This is a genomic window from Candidatus Methanoperedens nitratireducens (assembly GCF_000685155.1).
GTDB lineage: Archaea > Halobacteriota > Methanosarcinia > Methanosarcinales > Methanoperedenaceae > Methanoperedens > Methanoperedens nitratireducens.
Window position 1 is genome coordinate 85656 of the sequence record NZ_JMIY01000003.1, and the last position, 19591, is coordinate 105246.

A 19591-nucleotide genomic window follows, 5' to 3' on the forward strand; every position below is an offset into this window, starting at 1 on the left:
TGATCTCAAAAACCATCACTTCTCTATTATCGTCTCCTCGATCTTGATCCCGAAATGCCTGGCTGATGCATCAAAATACACCAGCACTTCATCGCCTTCCTTGAGTTCGGTCACAGGCATGGGCTTTCCGTTATTTCCCACAAGTTTTATGGTCTCTGCGTTCTGCAGCAATGTCTTGATAACGGCTCCTTCTACCTCAGCCTCCACAAGCATCAGTGGACGGCGCTCGATCTTGACCCTTCCGATAACTGCAGGCCGAGTCTCTCCCTCTGAGTTGATTATCAGGACCTCATCGCCAGAGACAAGCTCAGAGAGGTAGCGCGTCTTCTCCCCGATCCTGATATAAGCATGAACTGCCCCTGCATTCACCCTGAACGGGCGTGCGGCCACATACGGGCTTTCCTCTGATTCTGAATGCACAAGGAACAACCCATTGCTCTGTGAGCCTATCAGCATCCCTTCCCCGGGAATCATCAAGGATGCTGTATCAACGCATACCCTGTCTCCCATGCCAACAGACTTTACTTTTATCACCCTGGCTTTTATTAGTGGTATCCTTTCCATTCCCGATCTATCCCTGATGGATATAACGTTCTTTATCTCTGAGAGATTGTCGGTATCAAGAAGCACACCATCTGAGCCATGCTCCAGTGTCTCAAGTGCAAGTTTCGCTTCCTCTGAGTCCTGAACGCCTGCTATAATCTCAACATCGAGCTGCTGGAGACCTGCTATCAGGTTCTCAAGCGGAATTACTTTCCAGTCAGTGCCTACAGTGATCAGGTAATCGCATGTTTTGCCAAGCTCAAGTGCAAACTGCTCGTATCTCTTATTCCTGATGATAACATACCCTGCAACAGTCTTACCCTCTCTTGATAGACGTATTGCCTCTGATATATCAAGGGAATCTGCAAAATCCTCTGGTAGCTCTCTTGTTCCATCCCCTTCACTGCCGCACCCAACCACTATGATATCAGCTTCATCACCCGGTGCAGCAACCCTGATATTGCCAAGCTCTCTTGCTCCTGGAATATCCTCTGTATTCAAAAGAATGCAGTCAGCGCCTGATTCAAGTCCGGTTGTGATGCGAGGCTTATTCTCTTCCCAGGTTATGCCGTCTGCCTTTATCCAGACGGTTTTATCTTTTTTCACCGAAGCGCCTCCATTGCCTCAGCCACGCTCATACCTCTGTGGACTATGAGTGTCAGGGCGCGCGTCATGGCAGTGGGATTATCATGCTGGAATACATTCCTTCCGATCGCCACACCCCGGCCTCCGGCATCAACTGCAGCGCGAACCATTGAGAGAAATTCCTCATCTGTACTGGTCTTCGGTCCGCCTGCCATCACCACAGGCACAGGACAGCCCTCTACAACTGCCCTGAACGAGTCGATATCGCCTGTGAAGTTGGTCTTTATGATATCTGCGCCCAGCTCTGCACCTACGCGCGCAACATGGGCGACAAGCTGTGGGTCGTTCGAGTTTTTGATATCCTTCCCGCGCGGGTACATCATCGCAATCAGTGGCATTCCCCAGTCATCGCACTGCTCTGCTGTAGAGCCCAGTTTTTTCAATTGAGCAGCTTCGGTTTCAGAGCCGATATTGATATGCACGCTCACAGCATCTGCCCCCATCTTTATAGCTTCTTCTACTGTGCAGACCTGTACTTTATCGTTGGGATCAGGCCCAAGTGAAGTGGATGCGCTCATGTGTATGATAAGCCCGATATCACGCCCATACCCGCGATGACCGTGTTTTGCCATACCCTTTTGCATAAGAACTGCATTAGCTCCACCCTCTGCCACCCGGTTCACCATATCTGTAAGATCGACAATACCTCTTATAGGCCCCATGGATATTCCGTGATCTACAGGGATTATAACCATGTTCCTGCTCACCCTGTCCATTATCCGTTCAAGTCGTATTTTTTTACCAAGTTCTGACAATCAAATCACCTTAGCTATTAACCATGTTAGTCTGTAACACAGTTACACAGCAATCTCGATATATATAATTAACGCATACCAGGCAAATAAAAACAAGATTATAAATTACCATATCAAATGAGTTTCTTGACTTTTTCTGCAGCTTTTTTGATCTCATTCAGGATCAAACCGATATAGCCTTCTCTCCCTACCAGTACCACGATTAATGCATGCTGACCTGCAGCGTATGTTATGAGATGCTTGTCCTCAGTTTCGACTATAATGGATCTTGGTATCTGCTCACTAAGTCTTCTTGTTGTTGATTCAGCCGAAAGATATAGGGTTGCTGTTAATGCTGCAAAAGCTTCGCTATTAAGTCTGCCATCAGTCTCTTTAGAGACCATAAGCAATCCCTGTCTTGAAACAATTGCAGAAAGTTCAATACCGCCAATTGCATCCAGGCCATCAAGGATCTTCTCAAGGGATCTTGAAATTGTTTCCATTCCTTGCCAGATCAGACGAACATGCCTTCAGGAAGAGGATTTTGTTTTTCTGCAGGAGCTTTTAATTTTTTAATCGCGCTGAGAAAATCATCCATTCCAATACTGTAGCGTTCTTCCCTTACAGCGAACATCCCAGCCTCCATGACAATCGCCCTGAGATCAGAGCCATTCGATCCTTCTGTAAGCGATGCGAGTTTATCAATATCAACATCATCTGAGAGCTTCATTTTTCTGGAATGGATCTTAAAAATAATTGCACGTGCTTCTGTATCCGGCATCGGGATCGGGATGAACCTATCAAACCGTCCTGGTCGCAGAAGAGCAGGATCAAGGATATCAGGCCTGTTTGTTGCTGCGATGATTCTGACATTCCCGCGGGCATTAAAGCCATCCATCTCAGAGAGGAGTTGCATCAGTGTGCGCTGGACTTCCCTGTCTCCCGATGTTGCGGTATCAAGACGTTTTGCCCCGATGGAATCGATCTCGTCAATAAATATAATACTTGGGGCTTTTTCTTTTGCCATTTTGAATAGATCCCGGACAAGCCTGGCTCCCTCACCGATATATTTCTGGACAAGCTCAGAACCTACTATCCTTATGAATGTGGCTTTTGTCTGGCTTGCCACGGCTTTGGCCAGTAGTGTCTTCCCTGTTCCTGGTGCACCATACATTAATACACCTTTTGGCGGCTCTATTCCAATGCGCTCAAAGATCTCTGGCCTGGTAAGCGGCATCTCCACAGTCTCACGCACCTCACGGATCTGTTCATCCAGACCTCCAATATCTGAATATGATACATCGGGTGATTCTATAACCTCCATGCCATTCACAAAAGGATCACGTGATGAAGGCAGGATACCTGTTACTGCAAGAGTCTGATAATTTAAAGAGACCCGCATCCCGGGTACTATTTCTGAGCTGTTTATAAGCTGGGATGCTCCTACTACAAACTGGGGACCAGTGCTGCTTCTGATGATGACTTTACCGTTCTCAAGTACATCCACGACATTCCCCACGATCATTGGCGGTGTTTTTAGCCGCTCAAGTTCACTTTTTAACTGTCTTAGCTCCCTCTCGTATTTGAGTTTCTGGTTCTCGGTAAAACGTCTCTCTAATTCGATCTTATTAGCCTGCTCCTTCAGAACATTGTTCCTCTCTTCAAGTATCTTGATTCTATCCATTAAATAGCGAGAAAAATCGTCACTTCCTATTCCGATCTGGCTTTCCCTATTCTCCTGAGTTTCAGACATTTACTATCGAATGATATTTAAGCGTGTACGGTATATAGAGTTTTCGTCAAAGATGCAATGCGAAATATGCGGAAGCGATATAAAAGGAAGCCCGATACGAGTAACCGTAGAGGGAACTGTACTGGATGTATGCGGAAAATGCGCACGCTATGGAAAATCATCGGATAAGTGGACTCCTGTATCCAGAAAGATCTCACCCACTGAGAAGGTAGTTATTACCCGCAGGCCAAGAAGAGATGTTTTTGATAAGATCCAGGATGAGATTATCCCTGATTATGCCCAGATCATCAAAAAAACAAGGGAATCACATGGATTGACCATTGAAGAGCTTGCCTCCAGGATTATGGAGAAATCCACCCTTCTGAGAAAGATCGAGCGTGAAGAACTTATACCTGAAGATGCAATAAGGAAAAAACTTGAGATAGCCTTAAATATAAAATTGACCGAGAGAGTTTCATCTCAGGACCAGCGTGGAGGCGGGTTCATCAGGGGAACTACACTCGGGGATGTGGCTATTATAAAGAAGAAGGCAAAATAATCTATACACGATTAGTTTCAGAAGAACAACGTAGTTAGCTTTATGTAATATGAAAGGCATTTGGGGGGAAGGGTTGAATCATCCCTTTATGATTCTACAATAGCCGTAGCAAGCAGATGCTTGTGGCGCATGGATTGAAATAATTCGAACGTAGAAAAGCCTATCTTAAACGTATACCAGGCAGTACTGCGTGAGTCAGACCTGATAGGTCTTACGGAGGAACAGAATGAAACATAATTATAAAACAAATCCACAAACATTATACCTGATATCAAATCTTAAAAAGCAATCGCGAGAGAAGGGAGTCCCTATATGGCGTGATATCGCTCTCAGGCTTGAGCGCCCTTCCAGGAACCGTCCAGAGGTCAATCTCAGCAGGATAAACAGGTACACCAAAGATAGCGATCTAATACTCGTTCCTGGAAAAGTCCTGGGGGCAGGTGAGCTGAACCACCAGATAACAGTAGCAGCAGTGAGTTTCAGTGAAAACGCAAGGAACAAGATAGCAGCAGTAGGCGGTACATGCCTTACTATCGAAGAGCTCATGAACACGAATCCACAGGGCTCTGGTGTAAGGATAATGGGGTGAGATCATGACAGTAATTGACGCAAGTAATCTTATTCTGGGAAGAATGGCCAGTATAATCGCACAGCGGTTATTAAATGGTGAAGAGATTAAAATCATTAATGCAGAGAGAGCGATCATCTCAGGCAGAAAGGATACAACATTTGGGCGATACAGAAAATACGCCAACAGAGGCTCACGGGAATTCGGTCCTCATTTCCCAAGGCGTCCTGACCAGATCATCTCAAGAACCGTAAGGGGTATGATCCCCCATAAGAAGATGAGTGGAAGAGAAGCATATAATAGGTTGAGAGTATATATAGGAGTGCCGCCTGAATTGAGTAAAGAGCAGGCCAGTACATTAGAGGATGCAAGTATCACACGCTTGAGCACAAGTAATTACACTGTGCTTGGTGATTTGAGCAAGAAATTAGGATCAAAATTTTAGGAGTCATACATGAAAATCGTTAACTCATCAGGAAAAAGAAAAACTGCGATCGCCCGTGCAACCCTGAGAGAAGGGAAAGGGCGGATAAGGGTTAATCAGAAACCCATTGAGATCATAGAACCTGAGCTGATTCGTCTTAAGATGTCAGAGCCTCTTGAATTCGCAAACAGCGTAATTCCAACTGTGGACATCGATATCAATGTTCACGGAGGCGGTATCTTTGGACAGGCCGGCGCAGTTCGCACTGCTATAGCCCGGGGTCTTGTAGAATGGACAAATGATACTGCGCTCAGAGATGCAATGGCACAGTATGACAGAAGTTTACTTGTAAATGACACCCGCTATAAACTGCCCAAGAAGTTCGGCGGCCGGGGTGCCAGAAAGAGAAGACAGAAATCATACAGGTGAAACATGATACCGGTACGATGCTTTACCTGTGGAAAAGTCATCTCCAGTGTATGGGATGAGTACAAAAAACGAACCCAGACCGAAGAACCAGGCAAAGTACTCGATGATCTTGGAATAGAACGATATTGCTGCAGGCGAATGCTGCTGACTCATGTTGAGCTGGTGGATTTGCTGGCGCCATATCAGTGAGGAGGGGTTGTAGGGTAGCCTGGTCCATCCTATGGCGTTCGGGACGCCGTGACCTGAGTTCAAATCTCAGCAACCCCATACCCTGGGACACGGCATGGAACATGAACCACTCTCAGAGGGACTCTGAGAAAAAATTAGTATATATAAATAAAATTTATTCAACTCTTGGATACTTGTTTTTGAGGTGATTAGGTGACTGAAACCAATTTTACACGGTATGAGCGTGCGAGGATTATCGGTGCAAGGGCGCTTCAGATATCTATGGGAGCCCCTGTGCTGATAGAAACAGATAAAAAAGAACCCATAGATATTGCACTGGCTGAGCTGGAGAAAGAAGTAATCCCTATTACTGTGAAAAGAACAGTGGAGCAAGAAAAGGGAGTAGTCCCTACTCTGGAAACACATCTTACCCTGGCAGAAGAAGAATAAAAGGTGATTGAAATGGAAAATATCGTTGATATTAAACAGGATGTAAAACAGGATACTGGTTATGAATCGATTATTCCGCAGGATGAATATCTGACTGCAGGAATTCACATTGGTACACAGCAAAAAACAAAAGAAATGATGCGTTTTGTATATCGCGTGAGGACTGATGGCCTGTATGTTCTTGATATACAGGCTACTGACCAGCGTATACGGCTTGCTGCAAAAATGCTCGCAAAATACGACCCGGGCAGGATACTTGTGGTATCTGCCAGGCAGTACGGCCATTATCCTTCAAGGATGTTTGCAAAAGCAATCGGTGCAAGAGCGATAACAGGTAGATTTATTCCCGGTACTTTAACTAACCCGAAGCTGCATATGTATGTAGAACCTGATATCCTGGTAGTAACAGATCCTGCCGGGGATGTTCAGGCTGTAAATGAAGCGGTCAATGTCGGGGTACCGGTTATAGGCCTGTGTGATACCAATAACTCGATATCTAATGTTGATCTTGTAATTCCCACAAATAATAAAGGAAGAAAGGCCCTGGCATTAATCTACTGGCTCCTTGCAAAGAAGGTGCTTGAGGAGAGAGGAGATACTATTAATTACACAGTAGCTGATTTCGAGGCTGAGATATAACCGAGTATGAGAGTTCCGGCAGTTTCAGGACAGTTCTACCCGCGTGGTAAAGACGACCTGAGACAGGAGATCAGCAGATGTTTTGCTGATACCCCTTCAACTGAAAGAGTTGCACTTGGAGCCGTGGTACCCCATGCAGGTTATATATACTCGGGAAAAACTGCTGCTTATGTGTATTCCACTCTTCCCAGGGCAGATACTTTTGTGATATTAGGGCCAAACCATACCGGTCTTGGTTCACCCATCTCAGTCTCCAGTGATATATGGAGTACTCCTTTAGGTGAGGTCGTATCTGATATTGAGTTTATCAGGGCATTACCTAAAAAAATTATTGATATGGATGAGAGTGCCCATAGATATGAGCACTCCATTGAGGTACAGCTCCCTTTCTTGCAGTACAGATTCGGGGAGTTCAGTATCGTCCATATTTGCATGGGTATGCAGGATGAAGAGACAGCACTTGATGTAGGGTTAGAACTTGCAGAAGCCGTACGCAGGACTAATAAAAAAATCGTGATAATAGCATCGAGTGATCTCACCCACTACAGATCCGAAAAAGTAGCAAGGGAAAACGATGCATATTTTATTAGATCTATTCTTGATCTGGATATCACGGGTTTCTATCAGAGGTTGCATGAGCGCAATGCCTCTGTATGCGGATATGGGCCTATCGCTGCTATGCTGGCGGCTACAAAGAGCCTTGGTGCAAAAAAGGCCTCACTGCTCAGATATAGCACAAGCGGTGATGTAAATGGTGATCTGTCTGCTGTAGTGGGTTATGCAGGGATAATAGTGGAATAGGGCACCGGGAATGCATCGATGCTTTTATTAACCTTCGCCCTAATTAGTAATTTGGAGGAAGTATGGTATCAGAATCAGCAGAACCGCCTGTAAAGATAATCTGCAAACCTATAGAATCGGAGAATCCGTTAATTATTGAGGGGTTCCCTGGCATCGGTCTTGTAGGGAACATAACATGCCAGTATATTATAGAAGAGCTTAAGATGAAATATATAGGCTCAATTGACTCTAAGTATTTCCCGCCTCTTGCTGTACTTTTTAACGGAATTATCACAATGCCTGTGCGTATTTATGAATCAGAAAAACATGGGATTGTTGTAGTGATTTCGGATATTCCCATACATCCGACGGCTTCATATGATATCAGTAAGGTTCTGGTTGACTGGATGCAATCCGTTCATGCCAGAAACATTATTTCAATTGCAGGTATAGCGACCACGACAGGGGAGCGACGTGTCTTTGGGGGAGCAACGAATGCCGAAATGCTGGATAAGATTAAAGATATAACAGAAATATTCCAGGTCGGGACAATCTCAGGTATTTCAGGCAGCATAATGACAGAATGTTTTATTCGCAGTATACCTGCCATGAGCCTGCTGGGTGAGACCCCTGGACCTAATCCTGATCCGAGAGCTGCTGTCCAGGTAATAAATGTTCTAAATAATCTATTCGGTTTATCTATAGAGACTCAGAAATTAATAAGCCAGGCTGAACAGATAGAGCTTGAGCTTTCAAAACTTGCCGAGCAGGTAAAGACGACAGAGGTACCTCCAATTCCCAAAAAAGAGTTCCCGATGTACGGGTGATGTTATGCAATATATCGTATTCAGCGGCATATCACAGCATGTCTTAAAGAGTCTTGAACAGGATAAAATAAAAACTATCGAGATAAGAAGCCCTCACAATTTTCTCTCGGCACTTGAAACCGATATAGGAGATGTGGTATTCCTGACATCAACAAGTCTGGGAGATATAAGGCCGGGTATAACTGGTATTATTGCAAAGATACGTGAGAAGCAGATCTCAATGCACAGGATGGTCCAGAGAACCGAGGATTTTTATGAGGAAGCTGAGGTTCAGATGGCACGTCTTCAGCTTGAACTAAAAGGATATGCAAGGGTGCGCCGCGCGATATGCTGCGCCATAGGTGAAGCCGCAATCGTTGATGCAGACCAGATGCTGTTCTTTGAAGGGAGATAATATTAATCCATTAATAATTTCAATAGATCTGCGTTGGGTCACCTTCTGCTATAAGTTCAGTCACCTCGTCTACGAATTCCTGCATATACCTGTCAAGTTGATCCTTCCTCTGCTCGATGATATCCCTATCGGCTGGATGCTTATCAATAAGCTCTGAGAACTCGTTGTATATCTCCATTGTTTTATCCATCATGGCCTCTTTTGGTTCACCCATTTCTGCCATGTGGACAATATAGCGGCGAAGGCGGATACACCCCCTGTTTTTTCCAAAACCTCGATCAAAGAATAGTGGAATCCTCCATAAGCCCCTCTCAACCACACCGCTTTTAACGGATGGAAAGAGCCTGATAATCTCAGGGTCAATACTCTCTTGCATTAGAATAGTATTAAGTAGGACGGGTTTAAGTAGATTATGCTAGAACTCCTCCATTAGATCAAGATCATGCTCAAAACGGGTGGGGATACATCTTGGTCGTTTCCTGTCCCTCTCACGTATCTTGTCCTCAAGGGCTTTATAGGCCACATGGTACTCAGCATCACGCGCCGGGTCACGCTTTGCCTCTTCCCTCAATTCATCTGTAATATCCTGCAGTTGTCTTATGGACATATATTTATAGCGATCAGCACCAGAGTTAATAACAACACCTCTGTGGTACTTTTCTCTTCAGTTATATAAATAAACCTGCTTGGAGTTCTGATCGATTAACCTTTTATGTTTGATCTACAGGCCTGATCGCAGTACTCCGTGTGATCAGGAGATTATAGGAGGAGAATGCCTTATTCTCACGGATCAGTGTACCGTATATCTCAACGATATCGCCATACCCTGCCTCAAGGATCGCCTTATTGCCATCATTTATGTGATAAGAGGGAAGTACAGCATAACACGGGACAGATGTGGTGGCATCACATACCTTGAACACAAAGGTTTTCTCATCACCCAGATTTCCAGACATTACTGAAGCTACGATATTAATCCTTTTTTCGATATGTCTCTTCAGGTTCACAAGCCGTACGAACTTTCCTTTCGCCCTGTAGGCATGTTCTGTCACTCCATCTTTTCTCAGGATTACAGATGAAAACTTCATATCCGTATTTATATACTTATATGAATCCTCTGTTCTTGCTATCTTCTTCATAAAGCCCGGCACCTGGATATTGCCAGGTTCCTCGAAGCTCCAGCAGTTATCTCCACTGCATCCTATTCCCCAGATAAGAGTGCATGGATTAAAGATGTTGAACCCTTTTTTGATAAGGGCATGCTGGGTAATACGCAGGGCTTTTGAATTAACAAGTTCAGCAGGCTCTATAATGATGACTGTAGGGTTTTTGCTTCCTGAAGCAATCCTGTCAACCACATCTGCGCGTTCAGAAGGCGCAGCGCTCATCTCTGTCAATACATATGAGAATATTATCAGGTCTTCGTCTTTTGGAACTTTTGCTATCTCGATGGGTGAATGAACAGGCTCATTTATAGTAATACTGGCATTCTCAAGCAAGAGGTTTGAGAGATAAAGGGATGTAAGTTCATTATAACAATAGATATTCTCCCCGGACTTTTCGATTGAATCGATCCTGATGTTCAATTTAACATCCATATTCCTCTTTGAATAAATATCAAGCAACCTTCTGAGGAAATCAATGGTACTGAGTGTTATTGTTCCAGGCCCTGAGCCAGCATCCAGTATGCTCATTTTGGTTGTGAGCAACCCGTTTTTAAATAAATCGAGTAAAAGGTACTGGAACTGGCAGAAATAGACAGGGAAATGATAAAGCAGATAAGATATAGTCCTGATCTTCGGATACCGTGGTCTACCCTTCCAGTATTCTTCTTTCTGTTTCACGATGTTCTTGCGGATCAATTCTGCTGTCTTGCCCGTGTGCCAGTTTTTTCCGCATGAGCGCTCGATATACGATTCAACCAGTCTTTCGATACCTGAGGGCAGCCCCTGGTTCTTAAATGAATCTTCAAGTTCCCCGATTATTGCATCATCTACTGGCAGAGGGCGCTTTACGAGCCTGTGGCATTTATAATCTGTACCGCAGAGGATGTCCAGATCATAGAAGTGAGGTTTTAAAAGGGTATAAAGATCTCTCTCGTCGTATTTTTTACTGAGATATTGATTCATCTCAGAGAGTGCAAACTCGACGCGTGAGGCGGCAAGGTATTTTGCAAGGGAAACGACTTCTTTATTCATAACTTTCCAATTCCTCGACCAGCATCTTTTCTTCTCCAATGATTCTTCCGACTAAATGTTCATTTTTGAATTTAAAGATGAATCGAGATAGAACACGGATTGCACGGATGACATGGATACGCACGGATTACAATTATACATGAAAATCCATCTGATCCGTGTCATCCGTGATGCTGGGATAATATAAAAATCTCACCGCAGAGTCGTACATTTACAGAATCTGAATTGGCGTATGGGCTCCCGGTATTAGTAACATTTATATACCATCAATACTAACTTAAGGTTACTAACCTTAAATTACTAACTTGAGGTTAGGTACGGATATGAGATCGGCACAACTCTTAGACATACTCGGAAACGAGAACCGCAGGAAGATCCTGCAGCTTCTGGCAAGCAGGCCATGCTATATGAGCGAGATAGCAGAACGGCTTGATGTTGGGGCAAAAGCGGTACTCGGGCATCTTGAACTACTCGTACGTGCAGGTCTGATTGAGGCCAGAGTAGACGATCAGCGGCGCAAATATTTTAACATTGCAGACAACCTGCAGTTGGAAGTATCTGTGTCGCCATACTCCTTTGAAATAGAGATGACCACCATCGCTATCTCTGTTGCGCCAGAACATCGTAGAAAAGACGTCCACGCGCTAACAGATCTAATATTGCATTACAAGGAGATACAGAAGCTCCTGGAACAGAGGCAGCAGATAATGCTGGAGTACCAGAAGATCCAGGCAGACATAACCCATGCCATGGGATTATGCATGGACGCTATCGGGAAGATCACAGAGGATAACATAGAGGCTGAGATACTCTATGCCCTGCTAAAGAAGCCCATGGATCAGCGTGCGTTATCTATACAGCTTGGAATACACGAGCATGTGCTTGAGGAATATCTAACAAGAATGGAAAGAAAAGAAATAATAAAAGAGGATAGAGAGAGTTATAGTATATGCTAAAGTATATCACTCAAGATTTAGATTAATACATGGAGGTTAGAAAAACATGTTCAGAGATTGGAGAAGACCTGCAAGAGGGTTTTTTGATGAATTTGAGAAAGAGATTGAAGAGATGAACGAATCTGTCAACCGCATGATGAGATCACTTGGCGACAAACCGCTGGTCTATGGGTTCAGCCTGCAGGTAGGACCTGATGGAGTGCCGCATGTAGAGCACTTCGGAAACGTAAGACCGACGGGTAGAGGTGAGGATATGAGAGAACCTTTTACAAGTTCAATGATTGATGAGAAGAATAATGAATTTAGAATAACAGTTGAAATGCCAGGAGTTCAAAAAGAGAACATAGAGGTCAATGCAACTGAAAATGAGGTAATGATCAAAGCTGATGGGGAACGGAAGTATTATAAACGTGTAAAAACCCCCATAGACGTTGATCCAGATAGTGCAAAGGCAAAGTATAACAACGGTATACTGGAGGTAACTTTTAAATTCAAAGAGCCCTCCAAACAGAAAGGAAAGACCGTAAAAATTGAGTAATTGAAATATGGTAACCATTGATAGAAAAGATAAAGTTGTAACCTTAAAGGTCAGCGAAGCAAAATCATACGATGCTGGAAGAGGAATTGCACGTATAGATCCTGAAGTAGCCTACAGTCTGGGATTACAGACAGGCGACGTCATAGGTATTGAAGGCGCAAAAAAGACGGCAGCATTGATATGGCCTGGTTATCCAGAGGATAGTAACACAGGATTGATACGCATAGACGGAACCGTGAGACGTAACGCTGGCGTCGGCATAGATGACAGGGTGAAAGTACGGAAGATACAGACTGCATCCGCAGAGAAGGTGCTGTTTGCCCCGACCCAGCCCCTGAAAATACAGGGTGGAGAAGCATACCTTGCCCATAGTCTTGAAGGGCGGGTAATCTCCCGCGGGGATGTAGTTGAATTGAACATCATGGGACGCCGCGTTGATCTTGTGGCTGTCTCCGCAAAACCTGTTTTTGACTCTATCATAATAGGCGCAGGTACGCAGATAGAGATCAGTGACAGGCCTGCAAAAGAGATCCCTGCAATCCCGAGAATATCATATGAGGATATAGGAGGCCTGGGAGATGAGGTCAGGAAGGTAAGGGAGATGATAGAACTTCCGCTCAGGCATCCTGAGATCTTCGAACGTCTCGGTGTTGAAGCGCCAAAAGGAGTCCTGCTTCATGGGCCACCCGGTACTGGAAAAACCCTCCTGGCAAAAGCCCTTGCATCAGAGACGAATGCTAACTTCACGACACTCAGCGGGCCTGAGATCATGAGTAAATTCTATGGTGAATCTGAGGAACGTCTCAGAGAGATATTCAAACAGGCCGAGGAGAATTCGCCCAGCATAGTATTGATAGATGAAATAGACAGCATTGCCCCGAAGAGAGAAGAGGTCACAGGCGAAGTAGAGAGGCGCGTTGTAGCGCAGCTTCTGGCTCTAATGGACGGTCTTAAGGGGCGTGGTAAAGTTGTGGTTATAGGTGCCACTAATCGTCCTCATGCCATCGACCCTGCGCTTCGGCGTCCGGGCAGGTTTGACCGTGAGATCGAGATTGGAGTCCCTGATCGGAAAGCACGGTTTGAGATCCTGCATATCCATACACGGGGAATGCCCCTTGCTGAGGATGTAAGCCTTGGGAAATTCGCTGATCTCACACACGGTTTTGTGGGCGCAGATCTTGCAGCCCTGGCACGAGAGGCTGCTATATGGTCTATAAGGCGTGTACTTCCTGAGCTTGATCTTGATGTGGAGAGCATCCCGGCCGATATACTGAACAAGCTGATCGTTACTGCGGCAGACTTCAATAATGCCCTGAGGGAGATGACACCATCTGCCCTGCGCGAGGTGTTCATAGAGTCGCCGAACGTACACTGGAGCGAGATCGGAGGACTTGAAGACGCAAAACAGGAGTTGAAGGAGGCAGTAGAGTGGCCATTGAGGTATCCTGTCCTGTTTAATCATCTTAATGCCAAACCGCCAAAGGGTATCCTGCTTTACGGTCCGCCCGGAACTGGCAAGACCATGTTAGCGAAAGCAGTAGCTACAGAGAGTGAGGCAAATTTCATCAGTGTGAAAGGGCCAGAGTTCTTAAGCAAATGGGTGGGTGAAAGCGAAAAGGCGGTTCGTGAAACATTCAGGAAAGCAAAACAAGCAGCGCCATGCATCATCTTCTTTGACGAGATCGACTCCATAACCCCAACACGGGGGGCTAACTCAGACTCTCATGTTACTGAAAGGGTTATAAGCCAGATACTATCAGAGATAGATGGCATCGAGGATCTGCATAACATCACTGTTATTGCTGCTACCAACAGACCTGACATCATCGATCCTGCACTTCTCCGACCTGGCAGGCTTGACCGTATGGTTTACGTAGCTGCGCCTGATGAGAAAGCAAGATATGAAATATTCAATATCCACCTGACAAACAAGCCTCTTGAGGACGATGTTGATCTGAATATACTTGCGGACGATACCGATGGCTTCACAGGGGCAGATCTTGCATCCGTATGTAATGAGGCCACCATGCTTGCAATAAGAGAATATGTTAATCTAGGTAAATCACTGGATGAGGAATCTATCAAGGAGCTAAGAGTCAGTAACCAGCATCTAAGAGATGCAATGAAAAAGGTAAAACCGTACTCCAAGAAAGAGATGGAGAAATACAAGAAGATATCTGAGACCTTTATATATCAATAAGCTCTATCCCTTCGCCACTCCTATCGGCATGACCCTTACCACCTTCCGTGCTATACCCAGTTGATGAACCACATCCACAACTTCCTCGCTTGATTTGTATACTGAGGGGGCTTCTTCAGCTATCACGGAGGGCCGGGTTGCCCTCACAGATATACCTCTGGCTGCCAGTTCTTTTTGTATGGTCTCACCATCGAACGCTTTCAGCGCCTGTGTACGGCTTGATACCCTGCCTGCACCATGACATGCGCTTCCGAATGTGAGCTCCATTGCTCTGTATGTTCCGTGCAGTACGAACGAGGGTGTACCCATGCTGCCCGGGATGAGAACAGGCTGGCCTGATTTTCTGTAGGATCGCGGGATATCGGGATGACCGGGCGGGAAAGCTCTTGTTGCTCCTTTTCTGTGCACGTAGACCATCTTTTTCTCTCCGTCTACAGTATGCTCCTCAAGCTTAGCAACGTTGTGCGCCACATCATAGACAAGATGCATACCCAGGTCATCCATATCGCGCCCGAAGAACTTTGTAAACACCTCCCTTACCCAGTGGGTTATGACCTGCCTGTTTGCCCATGCGTAGTTCGCACCCGCTGCCATTGCCCTGAAATAGTTCTGTCCTTCTGTTGATTCAGCGGGTGCACAGGCAAGCTGCTTATCAGGCAGGACGATGCCGTATTTGCGCGCCGCATTATCAAGAATCTTGAGGTTGTCCTCGCATATCTGGTGACCTGCGCCTCGTGAGCCGCAATGTATCATGACCGTGATCTGCCCTTTATGAAGCCCGAATACCTCTGCAGCCTCTTCATCATATACTTCATCCACATACTGCACCTCAAGGAAATGGTTGCCGCTTCCGAGTGTCCCGAACTGGGGTTTTCCCCTGCTCCTTGCTTTATTACCCACCTTTGAGGGATCAGCGGCTTCCATGAATCCGTTCTCCTCGCAGTGTTCAAGATCTTCCTTAACACCGTACCCGCTTTCCACAGCCCATTTCGCACCGTGGAGAAGCGCATCTGTCAGTTCCCTATCAGATGCTCGAAGCTTACTCTTTGAGCCCACGCCTGAGGGAATACCTCTGAAAAGAAGCTCAATCAACTCCTTCATCCCCGGACGTACTTCCTCCAGTGAGAGATCTGTCCTGATTATCCGAACACCGCAGTTGATATCGTACCCAACGCCTCCCGGGCTGATGATCCCGGTATTCCTGTCAAAAGCTGCTACCCCGCCGATAGGGAACCCGTATCCTGAGTGCGCATCAGGCATGGCCATAGCATGTCCCTGGATGCCTGGAAGGGTTGCCACGCTGGCTGTCTGATCAAGTGTATTGCGCTCAAGGTTCTCAAGCAATTTTGAAGATACGAATATACGGCCAGGCACCCTCATCCCGGGTTTGTAGCTTGTGGGTATATCCCAGGAGTAATCATTGACTTTTGTAACAAGGGCTGCAACATCTTTATTAACATCTTTATTACTCACGTTTTGCATGGTTATCTCCCAGTAATCAGATTTTTGATGTTAATTAATGTGCAAGGCTATTAACCTTGGTACAGTATAAGAACAAAACCCTTTTTAACTTATTCAGCTTACTCATGCCTATGATTCTCGGTATCGACATTGGCGGCGCGAACACCAAGGTAGCATCCTGTGATGGCAGGATCGTTGAGCTTCATTATATTCCCCTGTGGAAGAACACCACACTTCCAGGCGTGCTTCTTGATATCTCTGAGCGCTTAGAACCAGAGAAAGCAGGGGTAGTGATAACTGGCGAGCTCTCAGACTGCTTTACTGATAAAGAGACAGGACTTTCTTATATTATAGATGCTTCAAACAATGCATTCAGGGATGCCTGGTACCTTGATATTAATGGGGTTTTCACGAAGCAAAAAAAACGCGATCTTGCAGCTGCCAACTGGATGGCATCCTCCATGATCGCAGGTGAGGATTTCGGGAACAGCATCTTCGTGGATATAGGCTCAACGACCGCAGATATAATACCGATCAAGAATGGCAAACCTCTGGCAGGAAAAACAGATTTTGAGCGCTTAAAGAACGGAGAGCTTGTATATACAGGTACGCTTCGAACAAATATAGCGGCTATTCTTGATAAAATCAAGCTAAGTGGCGGAGTTTCGCGCATATCATCAGAACTTTTTGCTATAACTGCGGATGCATATCTTGTTCTTGGGATTATCTCCCGGGAGGATTACACATGCGACACCCCGGATGGGGCGGGAAAGGAGATAATCGATGCAAGAAGGAGGCTTGCCCGTGTTGTATGCGCCGATCTTGCCCAGATAGAAGAAGAGGATACGCTGGTTTTGATAGCACAGCAGGTTATGGAAAAGCAGGTTAAGGATATAGCAGCTTCAATTCAGGATGTTGCCAGCCGGCATGATTTAGACCATATAGTAGCATGCGGTATTGGTGAGTTCATGGCCAAAAAAGCGGCTGATGAGCTTGGATTTGAAATCGCTCTTATCTCAGAGAAATATGGAGGGGAAATATCTAAGGTATTCCCTGCATATGCTGTTGCGCGGCTGCTCGGTGAAAGCTGCAACTCCTGATGGGCTATAATTCTATTTCAAAACCGATAATCGGATGCTCCAGTCCAGAGTTTGATATGACCTCCGGGTGTAGCTCACCGAACACTCCTGCCCTCTCACCTCGTATCATGATATCTGCGCGCCTGTCTTCAATGAATGCCGGGTCGCTTGATTCTGCGACCTCATATTCAATGCTTCTTTCTCTCATCACAGCATCCACCACAGCCTGTATCTCAGTAAAATTGGCCTGAGGATGGATAGCGACAGCCCCGAGATGCTGTACTGTCCTGCAGTCCTTGACCACCTCGCCAACCTCGAAGATTCGCTGAGGAAGCTCACGGTGCCTGTTGATTGACAGTATCTCAAGAAGATTGGGCAGGATGGCAGGGCGCACGATGGTATGTTCTTCGCTTATCGGATACAGGATATGAGTAACATTCTTGATCCGTTCCCTGCGCATCATATCGAACTGGATGCGCTCGCTGGTGAGAGTGAATGGCATTACCTCAGAGTAACCCAGTCCCACCATGATCTCACGGATTGCTTCCTTTAGTCTTGATATGGGATGGGCATTGCCAATCGTGGAAGTGGATGGGAACTCTGGCCTGATCCTATCAAAACCATATCCTATGGCGATATCCTCGACCAGATCCCATGTGTGAAGTATATCTGATCGGTAGGCCGGGACCGATACCTCAATGTTGCTCCCTGATATTATGGCTCCGTATCTCATCCTCTCAAGGCAGTGGATAAGTTCTTTATCCTCAAGCCTGATTCCGAGAAGTTCCTCAACTTCACTTATTTTCAGTTCCATGATCCCGGGCTCTAGCCCGGGGGTCTGCATCCTGCCGTCGATGGTGACGGATTCGATCCTGCCTCCGCGCTCTGCAAGTGCTGTCACCACTATGTTCAGGGCAACTGACACGGACGGGTCAAGGCCTGTGGCCTCGATAAACAGATCTTTTGTGTCTTCTGTTACTCTTGTAAGTTCGCCGTTGATAATGGGCGGGAATGAGAGTATATTATCCTCTGCATCAAGAATAAGCGGGTATTTATCGAATTTTTCAAGGATATAGGCAAATTTAACACCTTTCGGGTGTTTTTCAAGTATCTCCCTCATTGTCATCGGCTCTGTGAAGTCAAGAGGTATGAATTTGAAACCCGGATCCTGCGCGATATACCGAAAAGGCGGTTTTATTCTTCCAAGGTCGTGAACTCCTATTGATACTTTTTTGCGGTTCCTCCCCACTGCCCAGTGGAGAGACTCCTGGAGCGACATGAGCGATTCAATGCTGCGGGAATTGAACCTGATCCCGCGTATTACTGCGCAGGCAAGATATGGGCGGATCTTCTCAATCTCTCTGTCTTTTGTAATGCTGATATCTGATGGTGTTAAACTGAACTTACGCAGCCCGGTTTCGATATCAAGGAACCCCCTGATTGCACGCGCCACGCCCTCTGTGCTGTAAAGATCAGGTCTGTTCGGGAAGAACTCGATATCAACATGATCTTCCTCGATACGTTCTATATCGCACCCCATCATCGGGATGCGCTGAATGATAATATCTTTATCGACCCCTGAGAGTTCCTCAATGTCATCATAGTATAATGTAATAACAGGCATTTTAATCGTCTGAAAAATGATTAGAAGATATATTAATTTACTGTTTCAGGCCAGTTTGTTAGCCAGCTTTATTTTTAAAGCCAACACAGCTCTGCCTTCGGGCTCATGGAGTTCAACCGTTCTTTGGTAGGTTCAGCTGAACCCCTTATGATTTGCTTTCTACCTATCACAATATAAAGCCTTTGAAGGTTGAATGTTTTTGTTCTCTTCAACAATCGGAAGGCAAAATACCAGAGAGTAAAGGTATAGCCAATTTCTTAAATTTCCGTATTTTTATTTAAGGCATGGGTCAAATGGACAGGATGTAGATAAACGCAGATACGATGCAACAAATCTGCGTTCATCGGCGTCATGCTCGCCGTGACGCATAGACACGTATCAAGGGCTGCGCCCCTTGAGGACGCACACACGTATCAAGGGTTGCGCCCCTTGAGGACGCACACACGTATCAAGGGTTGCGCCCCTTGAGGACGCACACACGTATTGCGAAGCAATACGTGGATACGTAATCGACTGGCGTAACAGTCGACGTGGATACGTAATCGACTGGCGTAACAGTCGACGTGGATACGTAATCGACCGGCGTAACAGTCGACGTGGATACGTAATCGACTGGCGTAACAGTCGACGTGGATACGTAATC

Annotated in this window: 23 protein-coding genes and 1 tRNA gene; 15 read left to right on the forward strand and 9 right to left on the reverse strand. The window is 45.7% G+C overall.

The window, feature by feature from the left end; translation table 11 throughout:
- Positions 1–15: 15 nt before the first annotated feature.
- The 4 genes from ANME2D_RS07000 to ANME2D_RS07015 form a co-directional block, all read right to left on the reverse strand.
- A complete protein-coding gene (locus ANME2D_RS07000; protein ID WP_048090078.1) occupies positions 16–1149 on the reverse strand; it encodes a 3-dehydroquinate synthase II in 1134 nt (377 codons plus the stop codon).
- On the reverse strand, positions 1146–1943 hold the full coding sequence (locus tag ANME2D_RS07005) for a 2-amino-3,7-dideoxy-D-threo-hept-6-ulosonate synthase (protein ID WP_048090079.1): 798 nt from the start codon (positions 1941–1943) through the stop codon (positions 1146–1148). Before ANME2D_RS07005 ends, ANME2D_RS07000 begins: the two co-directional genes overlap by 4 nt.
- Before the next feature lie 113 nt (positions 1944–2056).
- On the reverse strand, positions 2057–2425 hold the full coding sequence (locus tag ANME2D_RS07010) for a roadblock/LC7 domain-containing protein (RefSeq protein ID WP_048090080.1): 369 nt from the start codon (positions 2423–2425) through the stop codon (positions 2057–2059).
- Positions 2426–2436: 11 nt separating this feature from the next.
- On the reverse strand, positions 2437–3675 hold the full coding sequence (locus ANME2D_RS07015; protein ID WP_048090081.1) for a proteasome-activating nucleotidase: 1239 nt from the start codon (positions 3673–3675) through the stop codon (positions 2437–2439).
- Between the two features lie 52 nt (positions 3676–3727).
- Between ANME2D_RS07015 and ANME2D_RS07020 the strand changes: the two genes are divergently transcribed.
- From ANME2D_RS07020 to ANME2D_RS07070, 11 genes are all read left to right on the forward strand, one after another.
- Positions 3728–4213, forward strand: coding sequence for a multiprotein bridging factor aMBF1 (locus ANME2D_RS07020; RefSeq protein ID WP_048090535.1), 486 nt, complete (start codon positions 3728–3730; stop codon positions 4211–4213).
- A 226-nt stretch (positions 4214–4439) separates the two neighbouring features.
- Positions 4440–4802, forward strand: coding sequence for a 50S ribosomal protein L18e (locus ANME2D_RS07025; protein ID WP_048090082.1), 363 nt, complete (start codon positions 4440–4442; stop codon positions 4800–4802).
- Between the two features lie 4 nt (positions 4803–4806).
- Positions 4807–5226: a 50S ribosomal protein L13 gene (locus tag ANME2D_RS07030; protein ID WP_048090083.1), complete on the forward strand. Its 420-nt coding sequence runs from the start codon at positions 4807–4809 to the stop codon at positions 5224–5226.
- A 9-nt stretch (positions 5227–5235) separates the two neighbouring features.
- The gene (locus tag ANME2D_RS07035) at positions 5236–5634 is read left to right on the forward strand and encodes a 30S ribosomal protein S9 (protein WP_048090084.1); all 399 of its coding nucleotides are present in this window, start codon (positions 5236–5238) and stop codon (positions 5632–5634) included.
- A gap of 3 nt (positions 5635–5637) precedes the next feature.
- Positions 5638–5823, forward strand: coding sequence for a DNA-directed RNA polymerase subunit N (locus ANME2D_RS07040; protein WP_048090085.1), 186 nt, complete (start codon positions 5638–5640; stop codon positions 5821–5823).
- A gap of 3 nt (positions 5824–5826) precedes the next feature.
- Positions 5827–5901 (forward strand) — tRNA-Pro (locus ANME2D_RS07045).
- Between the two features lie 114 nt (positions 5902–6015).
- Positions 6016–6252 carry a DNA-directed RNA polymerase subunit K gene (locus ANME2D_RS07050; RefSeq protein ID WP_048090086.1) on the forward strand — a complete coding sequence of 79 codons (237 nt, stop codon included), beginning with the start codon at positions 6016–6018 and terminating at the stop codon, positions 6250–6252.
- A gap of 12 nt (positions 6253–6264) precedes the next feature.
- Entirely contained in the window at positions 6265–6891 is a 627-nt protein-coding gene (rpsB, locus tag ANME2D_RS07055) for a 30S ribosomal protein S2 (RefSeq protein WP_048090087.1), read from the forward strand.
- 6 nt (positions 6892–6897) lie between these two features.
- Positions 6898–7692 (forward strand): MEMO1 family protein, encoded by a 795-nt coding sequence (locus ANME2D_RS07060; protein ID WP_048090088.1) that lies wholly within the window; start codon positions 6898–6900, stop codon positions 7690–7692.
- Between the two features lie 62 nt (positions 7693–7754).
- Positions 7755–8498 carry a proteasome assembly chaperone family protein gene (locus tag ANME2D_RS07065; protein ID WP_048090089.1) on the forward strand — a complete coding sequence of 248 codons (744 nt, stop codon included), beginning with the start codon at positions 7755–7757 and terminating at the stop codon, positions 8496–8498.
- Between the two features lie 4 nt (positions 8499–8502).
- A complete protein-coding gene (locus tag ANME2D_RS07070) occupies positions 8503–8892 on the forward strand; it encodes a DUF473 domain-containing protein (protein WP_048090090.1) in 390 nt (129 codons plus the stop codon).
- Between the two features lie 19 nt (positions 8893–8911).
- On the opposite strand, the gene ANME2D_RS07075 is transcribed toward ANME2D_RS07070, so the two are convergent.
- From ANME2D_RS07075 to ANME2D_RS07085, 3 genes are all read right to left on the reverse strand, one after another.
- Complete coding sequence (locus ANME2D_RS07075) at positions 8912–9268, reverse strand: hypothetical protein (RefSeq protein ID WP_048090091.1); 357 nt, start codon at positions 9266–9268, stop codon at positions 8912–8914.
- 39 nt (positions 9269–9307) lie between these two features.
- A complete protein-coding gene (locus ANME2D_RS07080) occupies positions 9308–9499 on the reverse strand; it encodes a hypothetical protein (RefSeq protein ID WP_048090092.1) in 192 nt (63 codons plus the stop codon).
- 103 nt (positions 9500–9602) lie between these two features.
- Positions 9603–11090 (reverse strand): small ribosomal subunit Rsm22 family protein, encoded by a 1488-nt coding sequence (locus tag ANME2D_RS07085; protein ID WP_048090093.1) that lies wholly within the window; start codon positions 11088–11090, stop codon positions 9603–9605.
- Positions 11091–11413: 323 nt separating this feature from the next.
- Between ANME2D_RS07085 and ANME2D_RS07090 the strand changes: the two genes are divergently transcribed.
- From ANME2D_RS07090 to ANME2D_RS07100, 3 genes are read left to right on the forward strand one after another with little or no spacing between them, the layout of a single operon-like run.
- Positions 11414–12046 carry an ArsR/SmtB family transcription factor gene (locus ANME2D_RS07090; protein WP_052368638.1) on the forward strand — a complete coding sequence of 211 codons (633 nt, stop codon included), beginning with the start codon at positions 11414–11416 and terminating at the stop codon, positions 12044–12046.
- Between the two features lie 46 nt (positions 12047–12092).
- Entirely contained in the window at positions 12093–12584 is a 492-nt protein-coding gene (gene hsp20, locus ANME2D_RS07095; protein WP_048090094.1) for an archaeal heat shock protein Hsp20, read from the forward strand.
- 7 nt (positions 12585–12591) lie between these two features.
- A complete protein-coding gene (locus ANME2D_RS07100) occupies positions 12592–14784 on the forward strand; it encodes a CDC48 family AAA ATPase (RefSeq protein ID WP_048090095.1) in 2193 nt (730 codons plus the stop codon).
- A 3-nt stretch (positions 14785–14787) separates the two neighbouring features.
- Here ANME2D_RS07100 and ANME2D_RS07105 read toward each other — a convergent pair whose 3' ends face one another.
- Entirely contained in the window at positions 14788–16266 is a 1479-nt protein-coding gene (locus ANME2D_RS07105) for an RtcB family protein (RefSeq protein ID WP_048090096.1), read from the reverse strand.
- A gap of 110 nt (positions 16267–16376) precedes the next feature.
- Between ANME2D_RS07105 and ANME2D_RS07110 the strand changes: the two genes are divergently transcribed.
- On the forward strand, positions 16377–17345 hold the full coding sequence (locus ANME2D_RS07110) for a hydantoinase/oxoprolinase family protein (RefSeq protein WP_052368708.1): 969 nt from the start codon (positions 16377–16379) through the stop codon (positions 17343–17345).
- A 4-nt stretch (positions 17346–17349) separates the two neighbouring features.
- Here the strand turns inward: ANME2D_RS07110 and pheT are convergent, their stop codons facing one another.
- Complete coding sequence (gene pheT, locus ANME2D_RS07115; protein WP_048090098.1) at positions 17350–18948, reverse strand: phenylalanine--tRNA ligase subunit beta; 1599 nt, start codon at positions 18946–18948, stop codon at positions 17350–17352.
- Positions 18949–19591: the final 643 nt, after the last annotated feature.